Origin of the sequence: Escherichia sp. WS1451, from assembly GCF_046487365.1 — a bacterium.
Lineage (GTDB): Bacteria > Pseudomonadota > Gammaproteobacteria > Enterobacterales > Enterobacteriaceae > Escherichia > Escherichia coli.
The window spans coordinates 77,593-95,216 of the sequence record NZ_JBJQJP010000015.1 but is presented as its reverse complement, the minus strand read 5'-3'; the positions used below and the strand labels follow the sequence as shown (position 1 = coordinate 95,216).

Annotated in this window: 18 protein-coding genes; 1 reads left to right on the top strand and 17 read right to left on the bottom strand. The window is 52.9% G+C overall.

The features are described from left to right. Positions 1-5: 5 nt before the first annotated feature. From ACJHX7_RS18335 to hofM, 17 genes are all read right to left on the bottom strand, one after another. A complete protein-coding gene (locus tag ACJHX7_RS18335; RefSeq protein WP_000006986.1) occupies positions 6-884 on the bottom strand; it encodes a phosphotriesterase-related protein in 879 nt (292 codons plus the stop codon). Next, positions 881-2,107 (bottom strand): phosphopentomutase, encoded by a 1,227-nt coding sequence (locus ACJHX7_RS18330; protein ID WP_000090603.1) that lies wholly within the window; start codon positions 2,105-2,107, stop codon positions 881-883. Before ACJHX7_RS18330 ends, ACJHX7_RS18335 begins: the two co-directional genes overlap by 4 nt. Then, a complete protein-coding gene (locus tag ACJHX7_RS18325) occupies positions 2,107-3,270 on the bottom strand; it encodes a YhfX family PLP-dependent enzyme (protein WP_094030148.1) in 1,164 nt (387 codons plus the stop codon). Before ACJHX7_RS18325 ends, ACJHX7_RS18330 begins: the two co-directional genes overlap by 1 nt. Positions 3,271-3,353: 83 nt before the next feature. After that, complete coding sequence (locus ACJHX7_RS18320; protein ID WP_032172376.1) at positions 3,354-3,716, bottom strand: PRD domain-containing protein; 363 nt, start codon at positions 3,714-3,716, stop codon at positions 3,354-3,356. A gap of 16 nt (positions 3,717-3,732) precedes the next feature. Next, positions 3,733-4,638, bottom strand: a complete 906-nt coding sequence (gene yhfZ, locus ACJHX7_RS18315) for a GntR family transcriptional regulator YhfZ (protein ID WP_001254832.1) — start codon at positions 4,636-4,638, stop codon at positions 3,733-3,735. A 159-nt stretch (positions 4,639-4,797) separates the two neighbouring features. After that, complete coding sequence (gene trpS, locus ACJHX7_RS18310; RefSeq protein WP_000165552.1) at positions 4,798-5,802, bottom strand: tryptophan--tRNA ligase; 1,005 nt, start codon at positions 5,800-5,802, stop codon at positions 4,798-4,800. After that, positions 5,795-6,553: a phosphoglycolate phosphatase gene (gene gph, locus ACJHX7_RS18305; protein WP_001031735.1), complete on the bottom strand. Its 759-nt coding sequence runs from the start codon at positions 6,551-6,553 to the stop codon at positions 5,795-5,797. The genes trpS and gph overlap by 8 nt, the downstream gene beginning before the upstream one ends. After that, a complete protein-coding gene (rpe, locus tag ACJHX7_RS18300; RefSeq protein ID WP_000816280.1) occupies positions 6,546-7,223 on the bottom strand; it encodes a ribulose-phosphate 3-epimerase in 678 nt (225 codons plus the stop codon). Before rpe ends, gph begins: the two co-directional genes overlap by 8 nt. A gap of 17 nt (positions 7,224-7,240) precedes the next feature. Continuing rightward, on the bottom strand, positions 7,241-8,077 hold the full coding sequence (dam, locus tag ACJHX7_RS18295; RefSeq protein ID WP_000742141.1) for an adenine-specific DNA-methyltransferase: 837 nt from the start codon (positions 8,075-8,077) through the stop codon (positions 7,241-7,243). 106 nt (positions 8,078-8,183) lie between these two features. Further along, positions 8,184-9,470 (bottom strand): cell division protein DamX, encoded by a 1,287-nt coding sequence (gene damX / locus ACJHX7_RS18290; protein ID WP_000343177.1) that lies wholly within the window; start codon positions 9,468-9,470, stop codon positions 8,184-8,186. 91 nt (positions 9,471-9,561) lie between these two features. After that, on the bottom strand, positions 9,562-10,650 hold the full coding sequence (aroB, locus tag ACJHX7_RS18285; protein ID WP_000439850.1) for a 3-dehydroquinate synthase: 1,089 nt from the start codon (positions 10,648-10,650) through the stop codon (positions 9,562-9,564). Positions 10,651-10,706: 56 nt separating this feature from the next. Then, complete coding sequence (gene aroK / locus ACJHX7_RS18280; RefSeq protein ID WP_000818618.1) at positions 10,707-11,228, bottom strand: shikimate kinase AroK; 522 nt, start codon at positions 11,226-11,228, stop codon at positions 10,707-10,709. Positions 11,229-11,628: 400 nt separating this feature from the next. Further along, entirely contained in the window at positions 11,629-12,867 is a 1,239-nt protein-coding gene (hofQ, locus tag ACJHX7_RS18275; RefSeq protein ID WP_000816004.1) for a DNA uptake porin HofQ, read from the bottom strand. Beyond that, on the bottom strand, positions 12,779-13,183 hold the full coding sequence (gene hofP, locus ACJHX7_RS18270) for a DNA utilization protein HofP (RefSeq protein WP_012602548.1): 405 nt from the start codon (positions 13,181-13,183) through the stop codon (positions 12,779-12,781). The genes hofQ and hofP overlap by 89 nt, the downstream gene beginning before the upstream one ends. Next, entirely contained in the window at positions 13,173-13,613 is a 441-nt protein-coding gene (gene hofO / locus ACJHX7_RS18265) for a DNA utilization protein HofO (RefSeq protein ID WP_094030145.1), read from the bottom strand. Before hofO ends, hofP begins: the two co-directional genes overlap by 11 nt. After that, positions 13,597-14,136, bottom strand: coding sequence for a DNA utilization protein HofN (gene hofN, locus ACJHX7_RS18260; protein ID WP_094030144.1), 540 nt, complete (start codon positions 14,134-14,136; stop codon positions 13,597-13,599). Before hofN ends, hofO begins: the two co-directional genes overlap by 17 nt. After that, complete coding sequence (hofM, locus tag ACJHX7_RS18255; RefSeq protein ID WP_094030143.1) at positions 14,136-14,915, bottom strand: DNA utilization protein HofM; 780 nt, start codon at positions 14,913-14,915, stop codon at positions 14,136-14,138. The genes hofN and hofM overlap by 1 nt, the downstream gene beginning before the upstream one ends. Positions 14,916-15,034: 119 nt before the next feature. Here hofM and mrcA point away from each other — a divergent pair, with 119 nt between their 5' ends. Beyond that, positions 15,035-17,587 (top strand): peptidoglycan glycosyltransferase/peptidoglycan DD-transpeptidase MrcA, encoded by a 2,553-nt coding sequence (mrcA, locus tag ACJHX7_RS18250; protein ID WP_001562196.1) that lies wholly within the window; start codon positions 15,035-15,037, stop codon positions 17,585-17,587. Positions 17,588-17,624: the final 37 nt, after the last annotated feature.

The following is a 17,624-nucleotide window of genomic DNA, read 5'->3' as shown; positions in this document are numbered from 1 at the left end:
TGTCCTTATTGGAAAAATTGAGAGGGATTTTCACGTAACATCACATCCACATCGGCCTGACTGAATCCTGACTGGCGCAATTGCGGAATAAAGGTGGTCAATAAAAAGTCATAGCCATAACCACCGTTGGCTTTTAAATGAGAGCGCCGCGTAATATCCATCGACAGCATGACGCGGTTCAGCAACCCACGGTCACGTAGCGCATGGAGCATCGCAATGCGCTTTTCGTCCGGGTAGTAACTGTTCTTGCCGATGGTGTCGAACTGCACATACGCGCCGAGATCGATCATCTTCAAAATGTTGTCGAGATTGTCTTTCAGATCGCAGTGGCCGACGGTGACGCGCGAAAGATCAACTCCGTGGGCTTGCAACAGAGCCAGTTGCTCCAGCCCCATCGTGCTGAACGACGTATGCGTGGAGATCGGGCGTCCGGTCTGGTTATGCGCCAGCGCGGCGGCAATAAACACCTTCTCTTCTAGCGACGTAATCTTCCCTTCGCTGGAGCCGATCTCCGCGATAATTCCGGCTTTCAGGTCAGTGCCATCGATACCCTGCTCAATTTCATCGACCATCTCCTGCGCCAGTTCCTGCACGCTGCGGGTCGCCACATGTTCCGGGAAAAACGCGTCCTGGTAATAACCGGTACAGGCCACCACGTTGATCCCGGTTTCACGCATTACATCGAGCATAAATTGCGCATTGCGCCCCATGTAACGGTTGGTCATTTCAATCACATTACGCACGCCCCGGGCCATCAGGTCGTTCATCTCCTGGCAAATGAACGCATACTGATCAAGGCGGCAGTCCACGTTGTTTTTAAAGCCGGAAAGATCAATATGCAGATGCTCATGGGCCAGGGTGTAACCCGTCGGATCAAAACTCATAGGGTGTCTCCTGCAAACCGGAGGGAGGAAAGAAAAGAGCGACCATTTTGTGGCGGTGGCGCACGGAAGAATTCACACACGGTAGCGCCCACATCGGAGAGCGTGGTGCGAACACCAAGCTGCGTGGCAGCCAGGCCTTGCTGATAAACCAGCACCGGCACGACTTCGCGGGTATGGTGGCTGTGACCGATTGTCGGATCGTTACCGTGATCCGCCATCACGACCAGGCAATCATCTGGCTGCATCGTCTCAACCAGGAGAGCAAGATTACGGTCAACGACCTGCAAACGTTCGGCATAACGTGCGACGTCTTCTGCGTGACCAGCGAGGTCGGTTTCCTGAATGTTGGTGCAAATAAACGCTGTCTGATGGGTGATAAATTCGTCGAGGGTGATATCCATAATCCGCTGGCTATCCACCAGGTTTTGCCAGCTCACGCCATAAGGATTGTTGACGATATCTGCCACCTTACCCACCAGCACGGTTGGCACGCCTGCTTCATACAGTTTTTGTGGCACCTGCACTTTTTCATCGACGCCATAGCCCATATGCACGACCTGGAAACCGTTGTCATAAGCGCCAGAACGCGGCGCGTTGATGCCAATAAAGCGCCCTTCTTTGCTTTCTGCGGCATCGAGAATGCGTTGACTGTCGGTTAACAGGCCGCCAAATGTAATGACCCGCCCGACCGGTACCTGCTCACGCACGATACGACCAATTTTGATTGCGTCGTCAAAAGAGACCACAGAGAGATTGGCGGTGATGTTATAGACCTGGCCTAAATCCGCCTCGAGATTATCGCCAATCGCAACCGCCTGATTGACCCACAGAAATTGCAACTCTTCGCCACGGCGCTCCACCTGCCAAGCGGCGGAAACTAATGCCTGCTCAACACGGTCAATCACATCGCGAAAAGGCATCCGCAGCGGTGGTAACGGGCGCGTGCCTAAAATTTCCTGATGCCCCATAAAGGTATCGCCACCTTCATGTTGCAGCTCTGCCACACCCCAGGTTGCGGAGTCTGACGGCTGCATATCACCTGGCGCATAACCCAATGCGTTGATTAGCCCCAACTTCTCCAGCGTTGGTAGCTGCAAATGCGGCAGCTGGCTCAGGATGTGACCACAAGTATTCGCCCCGGCATCCTGTGGACGCACCAGCGTGACATCTTTCATTGCGCCTACGCCAAAGCTATCAATCACTAACACCACAAATCGCGCCATTACGCCCCCAGAGAGTTTCCAAGACTGTCATAACGACCGACGATTTCCGGTTCGCCACGGTGAATACCGGACAGCAACACCACATCGCTACGGGTGACAAAAATCTGCGTGCGAAAACAGAGCACTACTGCACTGCTTACCGGAAACTCGCCTGCCAGCGGCAGGGTGTAGTCGATACTGCTGTCATCCACAGTTTTGAGATTGGTTTCAGTAATCTTTTGATTTTCTGGCGTAAACACCAGCGCATGTTGCGCGTGACCACGACGGTAGTAACCGCCGCCGTAGCAGTAGCTGTCGCCACGGAAATGATGGGAGATTTCACTTAACCAGAGCATCGCGATACGTTCAGGCTGATCGCCCTGCTGGTTTGCCGGAATAGTGCCCGTCAGCGCATGACCGGGTTCGGCATGAGTCACACCGTATTCCGCCAGCAATGGCAGCGAAGTGCAGCTGGTCGCTGAAGGCGCGTTCAGTTGCTCAATCGCAATACCAGATTTCGCCAGTTGATCCCGTGCTTGTACCAGCGTGTGAAGATTCGGTGTCGGCAAAACTTTCCCGACAGCTTCATCCCAAAGCAGGCAAGGGAAATGGGTAAGTCCCGCCAAATGTAACCCCGGCAGATTCTGGATTTCGGCGACAATCTCCGGCAACACCTGGAGGGCAAAACCGCTCTCCTGGCCCGGATAAAGAAAATCATCGTCGCTATAAACTTTGAGTAGCACAGACTGCACACGTCCGGTCTTCAACGCTGCCGCAGAAACTTCCCGCGCTTTGTCGAGAGTAAACAAGGTGATGACATCAGTTCCCTGTTCAACGGCGTCAGAAACCAGATGACAAGGGATTTGTACCAGATGCCCCTGATGCGCCACCGGCAAACCAGCGCGGCGCATGACTCGCGCCTCTTTGTAATCCACCGCCACAATGCCGCTGTAGCCTAATGCCAGCAATTTTTCCGCCAGCCACGGATTACGACCAAACTGCTTGGTCATCAGATACAGTTCAATGCCGTAAAGCCGCGCCGTCTCAATCAGCCGCTTACCGTTTTCCAGTATCTGATCCACGTCGATCACCCAGCTGTCCGGGGCGATCTTGCCCTTTTGCCACAAACTTAGTGCGGCGGAAATTAGCGCCGGGTTCTGGCGTTTCAATGCTTCTACAAACATCTTGTTGCCTCGTTTCTGTTCCTTGAATTAAATATTCATTTTTTTGAATATTTAGGTTGTGCGACGTGGATTTGTCGGGAGCTTCAAACCTCTTCGTTAGCAGCCATCCATAATCCATAAAGGTTGGCCAGCAAATAGCCTTCTTCACACGGGTTAACTTCCAGTGCAAATTCCTTCAACAACACCTGATGCAATTGCACAACGGCTTGCCAGTGGCTGGATTGCGCCAGTTCTGCCAGCAATTCGTTATCCAGCGGCTCTATTTCTTCACCGCGGCGACTGCGCATCAGTGCGCTCGCCATATGTGTCATCGCCATCGTTCCTTGCTCACTGCGCACTGGCAGATGGAACTCTGTTTCCAGTACGTTGACGACCTGCATCATGCCTTTGCAGATGTCCTTATCAATAACGCCTGCATCGCAAAGCAGGTTGAGTCTGGTTTCCATTTCAGATGCCTTTCGTTTAATAACTGGGTTCCTGTTCCCCACTGACCACTCGTTGTTGATGGGCAAGCAGGGCCTGTTTATCAACAACTGCACGCAGCAATTGTTGCATCGGGTAATCATCGACTCGCGTCAAAACCACGGCTTCGGTGGCCTGTAAAAATCGCGGATCGTCTGTGAGCGGCGTCGCTTCTAATCCCAGCATGGTCAGTTCGTTTTCCGCCACCACGTTCCAGATCACCGCATCGACATCGCCTTTAACAATGCGTTGTAAACTCTCGTGATAAGAGAGATCGACACGTTCCACATCACTATCGCCAAAAAAGACATCGGTCATGATTTTCTGATCCGCCGAACGGTTATCCAGCCCCACGCGCTTCACGTTTGCGGACTCGCCTTTACGGCAAATCAACTGGTGCTCGCCAACGTAGGTGTGCGGCCCCAACTCCAGCGCGAGGCATAAGCCTTTTTGCGTGAGATAACTTTCCGCCGCCAGTCGGGAAACAACCGCCATGTCATACACGCCGTTAAGTAAACACTCCACGCGAATATCCGCGCCGCGCATATGCGCATAGTAAAAAGGAATACCATCAAACTGAGCTTTCAATCCGCTCGCCAGGCCTTCGTACAAACGGGTATAGGGCAAGGGCATCGCGCACACCACATTGTTGATATCTACATGAGTCAGCAATGCTTTGTTATCCATCTCGACCAGATAACTGCCATTGCGCCCACGGCGTTCAATCCGTATCGCTCCGCTTGATTCCAGCGTTTTCAACGCGGCCTGCGTCAGGCCAACCGATGAACGGCATTCAGTTGCCAGCTCATCTATGGTTTTCAGTCGATTACCGCACTTTTCACCCAACAAATAACGGGCCAGTGTCGTGATAACGACGCCTTCTTTTTTGATAAACGTTCGACGCATAATATATTTTCAATAAAATGAATGTTTATATCTTCATTAAAATGAAGATAAGTGGCAACTGTGAGATGTGGAAACGGCGAGGTGCTTCACATTTTTTCGGATTATTGCAAATGAGGATAAAAAAACCGGGTTTCCCCGGTTTTTGGCATTAATGTTAAATTACGGCTTCGCCACAAAACCAATCGCTTCGTACACCGCTTTCAGCGTACGAGAAGCGTGTGCACTGGCTTTTTCCGCGCCGTCTTTCATCACCTGTTGCAGGAAGGCTTCATCGTTGCGGAAACGGTGATAACGTTCCTGCAATTCAGTCAGCATACCGGAAACGGCATCAGCCACTTCGCCTTTGAGATGACCATACATCTTGCCTTCGAACTGTTTTTCCAGTTCCGGGATGCTCTGGCCCGTTACCGCAGAAAGGATATCCAGCAGGTTGGAAACGCCCGCTTTGTTCTGCACATCGTAGCGAACTACCGGCGGCTCGTCGGAGTCAGTGACCGCACGTTTGATTTTCTTCACTACCGATTTCGGATCTTCCAGCAGGCCGATAACGTTATTGCGGTTATCGTCAGACTTGGACATCTTTTTGGTCGGCTCCAGCAGCGACATTACGCGCGCGCCAGATTTCGGAATAAACGGCTCCGGCACTTTAAAGATCTCGCCATACAGCGCGTTGAAACGCTGGGCGATATCGCGGCTCAGTTCCAGGTGCTGTTTCTGGTCTTCACCCACCGGTACCAGATTAGTTTGATACAGCAGGATGTCCGCTGCCATCAGCACCGGATAGTCAAACAGACCAGCATTGATGTTCTCGGCATAACGCGCAGATTTATCTTTAAACTGCGTCATGCGGCTCAGTTCGCCGAAGTAGGTATAGCAGTTCAGTGCCCAGCCTAACTGCGCATGTTCCGGCACGTGGGACTGAACAAAAATGGTGCTTTTCTCAGGATCGATACCACAAGCCAGATACAAGGCCAGCGTATCCAGCGTCGCTTTACGCAGCTTCTGTGCATCCTGGCGCACGGTGATCGCGTGTTGGTCAACGATACAGTAAATGCAATGGTAGTCATCCTGCATGTTTACCCACTGACGCAGCGCACCCATGTAGTTACCAATGGTCAATTCACCTGAGGGCTGTGCGCCACTAAAAACGATGGGCTTAGTCATTTTTCGATTCCTGATTTTCGCTATGCGGAAGCCCTAATGCGGGCAGAAGGTCATTTATAGACTGATAAATTACATCAGGCTGGCTGAGATCGATAGCCTCGCCGTAGTTATATCCGTAGGTTAAGCCAACTGATGGGCAACCTGCCGCTTTTGCTGCCTGAATATCATTGCGTGAGTCGCCAACAAACAGCATCTGTTGTGGAGCAATTCCCATCCGCTCAGCCACCAGTAACAGCGGGTCCGGATGCGGTTTTTTGTTTTGCACATCATCACCACCAATTACCACGCTGAAGTATTTGGCGATATCTAAGGCTTCGAGCAGCGGCGCGACGAACGGCGTCGGTTTGTTGGTGACCAGACCTAGCGGCAGGCCTTTAGCCTGCAATGCGCCCAGCGTATCGGCAACGTGCGGGAACAAAAACGTCCCCTCTTCGGCAACCTCGCCATAGTAGCGATCGAACAGTTTACGCAAAATACGTACTTGTTCTTCTGCCGGAATGTCGTCATCAACGGGCGGTTTACCCATTGTTTTACGCAGAGTCGCACGTTCCTGACGCGCCCAGGTCAATGCGCGCTCCATCAGAACATCTGCGCCGTTACCAATCCAGGTTATAACGCGTTCTTCACCTGCGACGGGCAACTCCAGCGCATACAGCGCCATATCTACTGCGGTAGCCAAGCCAGGAGCACTGTCCACCAGCGTACCGTCGAGATCAAAAGCGACGCCGCGAATATCTTCAAACTTATTCATGACTTACCTTTGCCAGTTCACTGCGCATTTCATCAATGACTTTTTTGTAGTCTGGCTGGTCGAAGATTGCCGAACCAGCAACAAACATATCCGCGCCCGCCGCAGCGATTTCGCCAATGTTGTTCACCTTCACGCCACCGTCCACTTCCAGTCGAATGTCAAAGCCAGACTCGTCGATACGACGACGTACTTCGCGCAGTTTATCCAGTGTTTGAGGAATGAAAGACTGACCGCCGAAACCAGGATTAACGGACATCAGCAGGATCACATCCAGCTTATCCATCACGTAATCCAGATAGCTCAGAGGTGTCGCCGGGTTAAATACCAGACCCGCTTTACAGCCATTTTCTTTAATCAGTTGCAGCGTGCGGTCAACATGCTCGGAGGCTTCTGGATGAAAGGTAATGATGCTGGCACCAGCGGCAGCGAAATCAGGCACAATGCGATCGACGGGTTTCACCATCAGATGTACGTCGATAGGGGCGGTAATGCCGTAGTTACGCAAGGATTTCAGCACCATTGGCCCAATCGTCAGATTGGGAACATAGTGGTTATCCATGACGTCAAAATGCACGACATCAGCGCCAGCTGCCAGGGCTTTTGCGGTATCTTCACCCAGGCGGGCAAAATCAGCCGACAGAATTGAGGGGGCAATCAAATACTGTTTCATCCGCTTCTCCTTGAGAATTATTTTTTCGCGGGTGAAACGACTCCTGGTTTGTACAAAGCCAGCAGTTCGTCCACCTTTTTACGTGTGCCGCCGTTGCTGCTTATACTGCGTCGAACTTTGACGACATGCAATTTTGCGCGCTGATACCACTCACGCGTTAACATCGTATCGTGATTGGAGATCAGCACAGGAATATGGCGATCAACCAGACCTTCGGCGATCTCCGCCAGATGCGCTTGTTGTTCAAGCGTAAAACTGTTTGTGTGATACGCCGTAAAGTTGGCGGTCGCAGACAGCGGTGCATAAGGCGGATCGCAATAGACGACGGATGCATCATCTGCGCGTGCCATGCTATCGGCGTAAGACTCACAATAGAAAAAGGCATTCTGCGCTTTTTCAGCGAAGTGATACAACTCTGCTTCCGGGAAATAGGGTTTTTTGTAGCGGCCAAACGGCACGTTAAACTCACCGCGCAGATTGTAACGACACAGGCCGTTGTAACCGTAGCGGTTCAAATATAAAAACAGTACCGCCCGACGGAACGGATCCTGGCTTTTGTTGAACTCTTCGCGGAACTGATAGTAAACCTCGGCGCAATTTGTTTCGGGAACAAACAGCTCGCGTGCGGCCTGTACGTACTCATCAGTACGCATCTTCACAATGTTATAGAGACTGATCAGGTCGCTATTGATATCGGCAAGGATATAACGAGAAAAGTCGGTGTTGAGAAACACCGACCCGGCACCTACAAAAGGCTCAACCAGACATTCGCCCTTGGGCAAATGCCGTTTAATATCATCAAGCAGGGGATACTTGCCCCCTGCCCACTTCAAAAAAGCGCGATTTTTCTTCATGCTGACTAACTAATTACACCTTCTCCGGCTGTGGAGAAAGCTCCGACAGCATCCAGCGCTTCAGGCAACTCCCGCAACAATAAACCATTGCGGGAGATAACCTTGATTACTTCAGATCGGCCTGTACCTGACGCAGCGGTTTCGCCCACGGGTTTTTGGCCTGGACATCGGCTGGCAATGTAGATACCGCTTTTTTCGCCTCTTCTTTCGAAGCGTACACGCCAGAAACCAGGACATACCACGGCTGACCATTACGCGTCGTTTCATAGACAACGTAGTTTTTCAGATTCTCTTTCTTCGCCCAACCGTTCAGGTTGTCGTAGTTAGAGGAACTGCTCAGCTGCAGAGTGTAATGGCTGGACGGTGCCGATTTCAACGAACCCACATTACCTGCGGTCTTCCCTCCAGCGGCTGGTGTTGCCGTGGTTTGCGCCGGGGATGCCGTCTGTACTGGAGCCGTAGTTGCGGTCTCTTTTGGTGCTGGCGTAGAGGTCGCAGCCGGTGCCTTCGTGCTTGCCACAGGAGCAGCTGGTTCAGTACGCTTCGGCGTCTGTGCTACCGGCTTCGGCTCCGTTTTCACGGTTGCTTGCGGTTTTTTCGGTTCAATCACCGCCTGCTGGCGAGCTGGACGCGTAGTGGCCGGACGTTCAGCGGTTTGCGTTTTCGCCGTGTCACGCGATGCATTGCCATTGCGAACAGGCGCGACCGTCGCGGGTTCAGTCGGCAACGTGGAATTGACCGCCACATTATTCAACTGTTGCTGATTTTGTGGCTGGGTCAGCGCATTGTTCAGGTCACCCTGCACTTCAACACGTTGTTGACCATCCGTTGCCGCCGGGGTTTGCCCTTGAGTCGGCGTAGAAGAGATCGGCGGCAGAGAAACATCCTGCTGAGTATTTTCCGCAGACGTGGTTCCCGGCGCTGGCTGCACACCATTCGCCTGATCGGTCGCATTGCCTGCAAGATCAATACTCTTCTCGCCAGACGCGGTTTGATCGCTGGAAGAGGTCGAGGGGGCTTTTAGCGCAGAACCGATACCGATGATCAACAGCAGGAGAACCAGAATGCCGACCCCCATCATCATATACTGACGAGAAGCGGGTTTACTGGCTGCTTTTTTGCGCTTACGCGGACGACGCTCTACGCGCTCTTCATCCACGATTTCATCTTCGGATTCGTCAATTTCTTCTTCGATTTCCGGCTCATCATTGCGCTCTTTTTGCGCACGAGTCGGGCGGCGATCGTCAGTGTCATCAAGTTCAATATCATCAAAATTGATCTGCGGTTCGCCACGTTCAGTACGCTCAGAACGTTCAGAAGATTGACGAGAACGACCAGTACGACGATCGCTGGGATCGGGTTTCAGCTCGTCTTCTGGTTTGAATTCATCCATTTAACACCCCACTAAAAGGTTAATGCTTACCACGTTGCAATTAACCTGAAGCTAATAGACCGCTTGATAAGCGGCCTGACCTTTCTTGTTGTTACGCTGATTGACAATCGGCAATGGCGTTAAGAACAAGCTCGTGCGAAACGCCGCTGCGAACTTCACTCTTACCAATTGCCAACGGAAGAATTAAGCGCATCTCTCCCGCAAGGACTTTCTTGTCACGCAGCATATGCGGTAAATACGCCTGCGCGGACATTTCGCGCGGCCCATTGACCGGTAACCCAGCCCGCGTGAGCAGGGTTATAATACGCTGCGTTTCGGCAGAACTAAACTGCCCGAGACGTTCCGACGTCCGCGCCGCCATCACCATACCCGCAGCAACCGCTTCACCGTGTAACCAATTGCCATACCCCATTTCAGCTTCAATGGCATGACCAAAGGTATGTCCCAGATTCAGTAAAGCACGTAACCCGGTTTCGCGCTCGTCGGCGGCGACAACTTCTGCCTTCAGTTCACAACAACGGCGAATACAGTACGCCATTGCCGGACCGTCCAGACGCAACAACGCATCCAGATTCTCTTCCAGCCAGTTAAAAAACGCACCGTCAAGAATAATGCCGTATTTGATGACTTCTGCCAGCCCCGACGCTAACTCACGCGGGGGAAGCGTTTTCAGACAGTCGAGATCCACCACCACTGAAGCAGGCTGGTAGAACGCGCCAATCATGTTTTTACCGAGGGGATGGTTGACCGCAGTTTTGCCGCCAACGGAGGAATCGACCTGCGACAGTAACGTCGTCGGGACTTGAATGAAACGTACACCGCGCTGATAACTCGCCGCCGCAAAGCCGGTCAGATCGCCCACTACGCCGCCGCCAAGCGCCACCAGCGTAGTATCGCGACCATGCGGCTTTTGTAACAACGCCGTAAAGACGGTATCGAGTACAGCCAGGCTTTTATACTGCTCGCCGTCAGGGAGGATAACGCTATCGACGTTAACACCCGCCTGTTCAAGTACGCCGCGGACCTTATCGAGATACAGAGGAGCCAGGGTTTCGTTGGTAACCAACATGACCTGCTCGCCCGATTTCAGCGGTAAGAATGAAGCTGGTTCATTAAACAAACCAGATGCGATGGTAATTGGGTAACTACGTTCCCCGAGAGTAACGACAATCCTCTCCATAACGCGACATCCACCTTAATTACTGTACCCGCAGACGAGTGTATATAAAGCCAGAATTAGTTGCTTTCCAGCATGTGAATAATCTGGTTTGCGACCACTTTAGCGCTTTGATCATCAGTACGAATGGTCACGTCGGCAATCTCTTCATACAGCGGATTGCGTTCATTGGCCAACGCTTCCAGAACTTCACGCGGCGGTGTTTCAACGTGCAGCAACGGGCGTTTTTTATCACGCTGCGTGCGTGCAAGTTGCTTTTCGATGGTCGTTTCAAGATAAACGACAACGCCACGTGCGGAAAGACGGTTACGCGTTTCGCGGGATTTCACAGAGCCGCCGCCAGTAGCCAGCACAATACCCTGTTTCTCGGTCAACTCATTGATGACCTTTTCTTCGCGATCGCGGAAGCCTTCTTCGCCTTCTAAATCGAAAACCCAGCCCACATCAGCTCCGGTTCGTTTCTCAATCTCTTGATCGGAATCGTAAAATTCCATATTGAGTTGTTGAGCTAACTGGCGCCCAATAGTGCTTTTTCCGGCACCCATAGGCCCAACCAGAAAGATATTGCGTTTCTCTGCCATTTTTTCGGTACTACTAAGACTATTCGTTAATGATAAACCCGCTTCGCTCAGAGAGCGCCGCAGGACATGAACTGAAACCTCATAAGATATTGCGAGAGTCAGACTGAAAATTATCTCAATACTCCAGCGGGTTTGGCAACTGAATAAATCACCCATCCCTCTGCATATCTGGTCGCTGCAAGCGCGCTGCCTTGCTACCACCGCTCTGGCGATAAATCACCGGGTAAGATTAGCGTAAAAAAGACAGCAAAATGCCGCCTGAATGATAAATCATCATCATGGAACGCAGGCAGCGAAGAGCACCAACTCTCAAATCGGTACTCCTTGTATGCTAAATACCTGCGCGCGTCAAATAGATGAAACACGTTCAGCGTAAAAACATTACCGCTTTTACGGCTGTCTACTCACTGGAAACCAGTCGTGGCGTGATAAACACCACTAACTCGCGTCGTTCATCTTCTTTTCCGTCATGACGAAATAATTGCCCGAACCAGGGAATGTCGCCAAGTAACGGTACGCTATCCTGACCCGATTTATTTTTACGGGTAAAAATGCCGCCCAGCGCCAACGTTTCTCCGCTTTTGACCTCGACCTGCGTTTCGATCTCTTGCTTATCAATCGCCAGCACTTCGCCATCTGCCTGCTGTAGCACCTGCCCCGGAACGTTCTGGCTGATGTGTAATTTCAGCCGGATGCGACCTTTTTGTAACACCGTGGGCGTGACCTCCATCCCCAGGACTGCCTCTTTAAATTCCACCGACGTCGCGCCACTTTCCCCGCTGGAAACCTGATATGGAATTTCGCTCCCCTGTTTAATGCTGGCAGGCTGAAGATGTGAGGCCAGCAGACGCGGACTGGCGATAATATCCAGCTGCTGTTTTTGTTCGAGCGCGGAAAGCTCAAGATCCAGTAAACGTCCGTTGATGCGTCCAATGTTAAAACCGACATGCGTTGTCGCCGTCGCTACGGAGAGGTCGCTGCCAAGCGTGGTGACTTGCCCAACGCCACCAGCTTGTTGCGCATCGGCCAGCGTCCATTTCACGCCTAACTCACGCAAACTTTTTTCATTAATGGTGACAATATGCGCCGACAGCTCAACCTGCCCGACCGGCAGATCCATTTGCGCTACCCACTGTTCAAGCGTGCTTAGCGCCGTTTTGTTATCTCGCAGCAAAAGGCGATTGGTGCGTTTATCGACGGTCATACTCCCTTTGGCACTCAGTAGCTTCTCCCCCGCTTTCGCCAGCTCTCCGGCGTCGGCGTATTGCAGAGTAATATTGCGATTTTCCAGCGGCAGATTTGCCTGCGCCCGCGTCTGCTCCGCCTCCTGGCGGGCGATATTGTCATTCTGCCAGGCAACGGAATGCACCGAGAGAATATTGCCTTCCTGCCGCGTTATCAGTCCGGCGCTTTTCACTACAGTTTGTAGTGCCTGCTTCCAGGGAACATCTGTTAGATGTAACGACACCGTACCGCTGACGTCTGGCGACACCACCAGGTTCAACTTCTCCTGTTCAGCCAGCGCCTGCAACACCTGAGCTACCGGAACGTCATCCACCATCAGCGTCACTTTTTGCGGCTTTGCCGCCTGTACGCCGGGTATCAGCATCAACAGTAGTGCGGCTATCCATTGCTTCATTTGTATCTCCTTGCCGTTGCCACAACCATTGTGGCGGTTCGCAGTTTGTCCCGGTACCCAGCGTTAGTACGTCTGGCGTCAGCTGTAAAATTGTCCAGCCGTTTTCCAGCACATCGTTTTGCTGCACCCGTCGCCATTTCTTTTGCCCGTCTTTTATTACACCGATGATGCGCTCGCCTCGCCCTACTATCCCCTGATAGCGCCACTGGCTAAGTTCGCTAATCCGGCATAGATCTTCCGGCGGTTTAAAAGGGTCACGCATACCGGTTAAAAGGCACAATGCAATACCTGCCAACAACCAGCGTTTACCCCTCATGCGGCGTCTCCAGTTGTAGCGTGAACAAAAGATCATCACCTTCCACGCTTAACGAAAAACGGCTCACGCTGACGTTGCGCTCTGCCAGCCGTGTAAATGCCGACGGCACTGCTTCCCACAGCGTTTTCAACGCCAACTCACCTCCCTGCGCGGATGGATGCCAGGAAACCAGTTGCGCGCCGGGCAACTGAAAATCCAGTGGCGAAAAGGGCAGCGTTTTTTCCTCGCTGAAGGGAGTGGTGTCTACCTGGCGAGACAGTGCGGCCCACTGCTGGTGATGACTCGCCCGTAGTCGAATTAATACGTCGCGCTCTTCCTGGTGTGTCGATGACAGAAAAATGAGCGTAACTAACATCAGCAACCAGACTGCCCAGCAAAGCTGGCGGAGGCGGGGTGATGTGGCGAACCACCAGTCAAAGAACATGTTCATCGCTAACCTTCCTTGTTAACTGATACTCAAATTGCCAGTGTCCCTGCGCATCCTGCTGCGTGGCCCCCCGCTGATTGAGATGAAAAGACGCATCCTGGCGGAGTGACGTTTCTAGTGCGTTTAACGCGGTAATGCTTGTTGTCAGCCCCTTGATCTCCAGCGTTCCCTGCTGCCAGCTTATCGTTGTCAGCCAGGCATGTTCGGGTAAAAGCGCCGCCAGTGCTTCCAGCGCAGATTGCCAGTCACGGGTAAATTGTCGCTGGCGCTGCCGTTGCAAACGCTGCTCACGAATTTGTTGGCGTTCCAGCAAACGTGGTTTCGTTATCTGTAAGCTGCGAGCGAGTTGTTGTTCCGCCTGAAGCAAAACGGCGTTTACGCGTGCTTCGGCGTTGCTTGTCAGACGCAGTATTAGCGTAATCCCGACGGCCAGCAGCAGAGGCGCAACGAACATCAGCAACCAGAAACGCAGAAAAGCGGTCCGGCGTTGCTGTCGCCAGGGCAAAAAATTAATTGGCGGGTTCATCAGTTCGCCTTCCCTAGCGCCAGCCCCAGCGCGATGGCAAAGTCTCCACCTGGCGGCGGTAGCGGCGGCTGACGAACAGAAACGGCCTCCCAGGGATCAAATCCGCCTTCGCCACATAGCGCGACGCTGTCGGGATCAACGGATAACGCTGCCGCCAGCTCCTTCGCGCTAGTCATCCCCACCGCCAGTTTGCGCCCCCAGCTATAGCGCGTCGCCCACAGCCACTGTTCGTTATCACGCCAGGCCAGACATTGCTGATGAGAAGGTAAAAAAGGCAGGAATTGCTGTAATGCACTGGCATCCGGGGTGATCGCGCTAACATGAACACGCAACCTTTCTGCCAGAGTAAGCAGCGTTGCCAGCTCTTTGCTTTGCGCGGCAGTCACGTTATAGGCGGGACTGAGTGAGTCTTCGCTGTAATCGAAGCGCAGGGAGTCCGGATCCATATCCAGCTCGCGGGCCATCGTCCCGGACAGCCAGGCCGTTTGCTCCCGCTCACCAAGGGACATCGACGGGCGCGGAAATGACCGCTGTAATGTGCGACTGGCGGGAAACGCCAACATAATGTGATGACGCTGCGGCAGTTCGCGGCTCCACGGTAACAACGTTTTAGCCAGCCGCTGCGCATCAACAATCCGCCCATCTTTGATAATGTCATTCTCCAGCGGCAACCGCCACCAGCGTTGCAAAAAGCATTCTTTTGCGCCCCGCACGATCGCAACCGCTACCGCTTCTTGCTGTTGTAAATGCAAACCAATTTGCCAGATCTTAAATGCCATTGTGATGATCTCCTTATCACCCGTCACTCTGACGGGTATATCAATGCGTCTGGCTTGCCTTTATACTACCGCGCGTTTGTTTATAAACTGCCCAAATGAAACTAAATGGGAAATTTCCAGTGAAGTTCGTAAAGTATTTTTTGATCCTTGCAGTCTGTTGCATTCTGCTGGGAGCAGGCTCGATTTATGGCCTATACCGCTACATCGAGCCACAACTGCCGGATGTGGCGACATTAAAAGATGTTCGCCTGCAAATTCCGATGCAGATTTACAGCGCCGATGGCGAGCTGATTGCTCAATACGGTGAGAAACGTCGTATTCCGGTTACGTTGGATCAAATCCCGCCGGAGATGGTGAAAGCCTTTATCGCGACAGAAGACAGCCGCTTCTACGAGCATCACGGCGTTGACCCGGTGGGGATCTTCCGTGCGGCAAGTGTGGCGCTGTTCTCCGGCCACGCGTCACAAGGGGCGAGTACCATTACCCAGCAGCTGGCGAGAAACTTCTTCCTCAGTCCAGAACGCACGCTGATGCGTAAGATTAAGGAAGTCTTCCTCGCTATTCGCATTGAACAGTTGCTGACGAAAGACGAGATCCTCGAGCTTTATCTGAACAAGATTTACCTCGGTTACCGCGCCTATGGTGTCGGTGCTGCGGCACAAGTCTATTTCGGAAAAACGGTCGACCAACTGACGCTGAACGAAATGGCGGTGATAGCCGGGCTGCCGAAAGCGCCTTCCACCTTTAATCCGCTCTACTCAATGGATCGTGCCGTCGCGCGGCGTAACGTCGTACTGTCGCGGATGCTGGATGAAGGGTATATCACCCAACAACAGTTCGATCAGACACGCACTGAGGCGATTAACGCTAACTATCACGCGCCGGAGATTGCTTTCTCTGCGCCGTACCTGAGCGAAATGGTGCGCCAGGAGATGTATAACCGTTATGGCGAAAGTGCCTATGAAGACGGTTATCGCATTTACACCACCATCACCCGCAAAGTACAGCAGGCCGCACAGCAGGCAGTACGTAATAACGTGCTGGACTACGACATGCGCCACGGCTATCGCGGCCCGGCAAATGTGCTGTGGAAAGTGGGCGAATCGGCGTGGGATAACAACAAGATTACCGATACGTTGAAGGCGCTGCCGACCTATGGTCCTCTGCTGCCTGCCGCAGTCACCAGCGCCAATCCTCAGGAAGCGACGGCGATGCTGGCGGACGGGTCGACCGTCGCATTGAGTATGGAAGGCGTTCGCTGGGCGCGTCCTTACCGTTCGGATACTCAGCAGGGACCGACGCCGCGTAAAGTGACCGATGTTCTGCAAACGGGACAGCAAATCTGGGTTCGTCAGGTTGGCGATGCATGGTGGCTGGCACAAGTGCCGGAAGTGAACTCGGCGCTGGTGTCGATCAATCCGCAAAACGGTGCCGTTATGGCGCTGGTCGGTGGCTTTGATTTCAATCAGAGCAAGTTTAACCGCGCCACCCAGGCACTGCGTCAGGTAGGTTCCAACATCAAACCGTTCCTCTACACCGCGGCGATGGATAAAGGTCTGACGCTGGCAAGTATGTTGAACGATGTGCCAATTTCCCGCTGGGACGCAGGTGCCGGTTCTGACTGGCAGCCGAAGAACTCACCACCGCAGTATGCCGGTCCAATTCGCTTACGTCAGGGACTGGGCCAGTCGAAAAACGTAGTGATGGTACGCGCAATGCGGGCGATGGGCGTCGACTACGCTGCAGAATATCTGCAACGCTTCGGCTTCCCGGCGCAAAACATTGTCCACACCGAATCGCTGGCGCTGGGTTCAGCGTCCTTCACCCCAATGCAGGTGGCGCGCGGCTACGCGGTCATGGCGAACGGCGGCTTCCTGGTGGACCCGTGGTTTATCAGCAAAATTGAAAACGATCAGGGCGGCGTGATTTTCGAAGCGAAACCGAAAGTAGCCTGCCCGGAATGCGATATTCCGGTGATTTACGGTGATACGCAGAAATCGAACGTGCTGGAAAATAACGATGTTGAAGATGTCGCTATCTCCCGCGAGCAGCAGAATGTTTCTGTGCCAATGCCGCAGCTGGAGCAGGCAAATCAGGCGTTAGTGGCGAAGACTGGCGCGCAGGAGTACGCACCGCACGTCATCAACACACCGCTGGCATTCCTGATTAAGAGTGCCTTGAACACCAATATTTTTGGTGAACCAGGCTGGCAGGGTACTGGCTGGCGAGCAGGTCGTGATTTACAACGGCATGATATAGGCGGAAAAACGGGTACCACTAACAGTTCGAAAGATGCGTGGTTCTCGGGTTACGGTCCGGGCGTTGTGACCTCGGTCTGGATTGGCTTTGATGATCACCGTCGTAATCTCGGTCATACAACGGCTTCCGGAGCGATTAAAGATCAGATCTCAGGTTACGAAGGCGGTGCCAAGAGTGCCCAACCTGCATGGGACGCTTATATGAAAGCCGTTCTTGAAGGTGTGCCGGAGCAGCCGCTGACGCCGCCGCCGGGTATTGTGACGGTGAATATCGATCGCAGCACCGGGCAGTTAGCTAATGGTGGCAACAGCCGCGAAGAGTATTTCATCGAAGGTACGCAGCCGACACAACAGGCGGTGCACGAGGTGGGAACGACCATTATCGATAATGGCGAGGCACAGGAATTGTTCTGATTAAAAAGGCGCTTCGGCGCCTTTTTCTGTTTGCTGA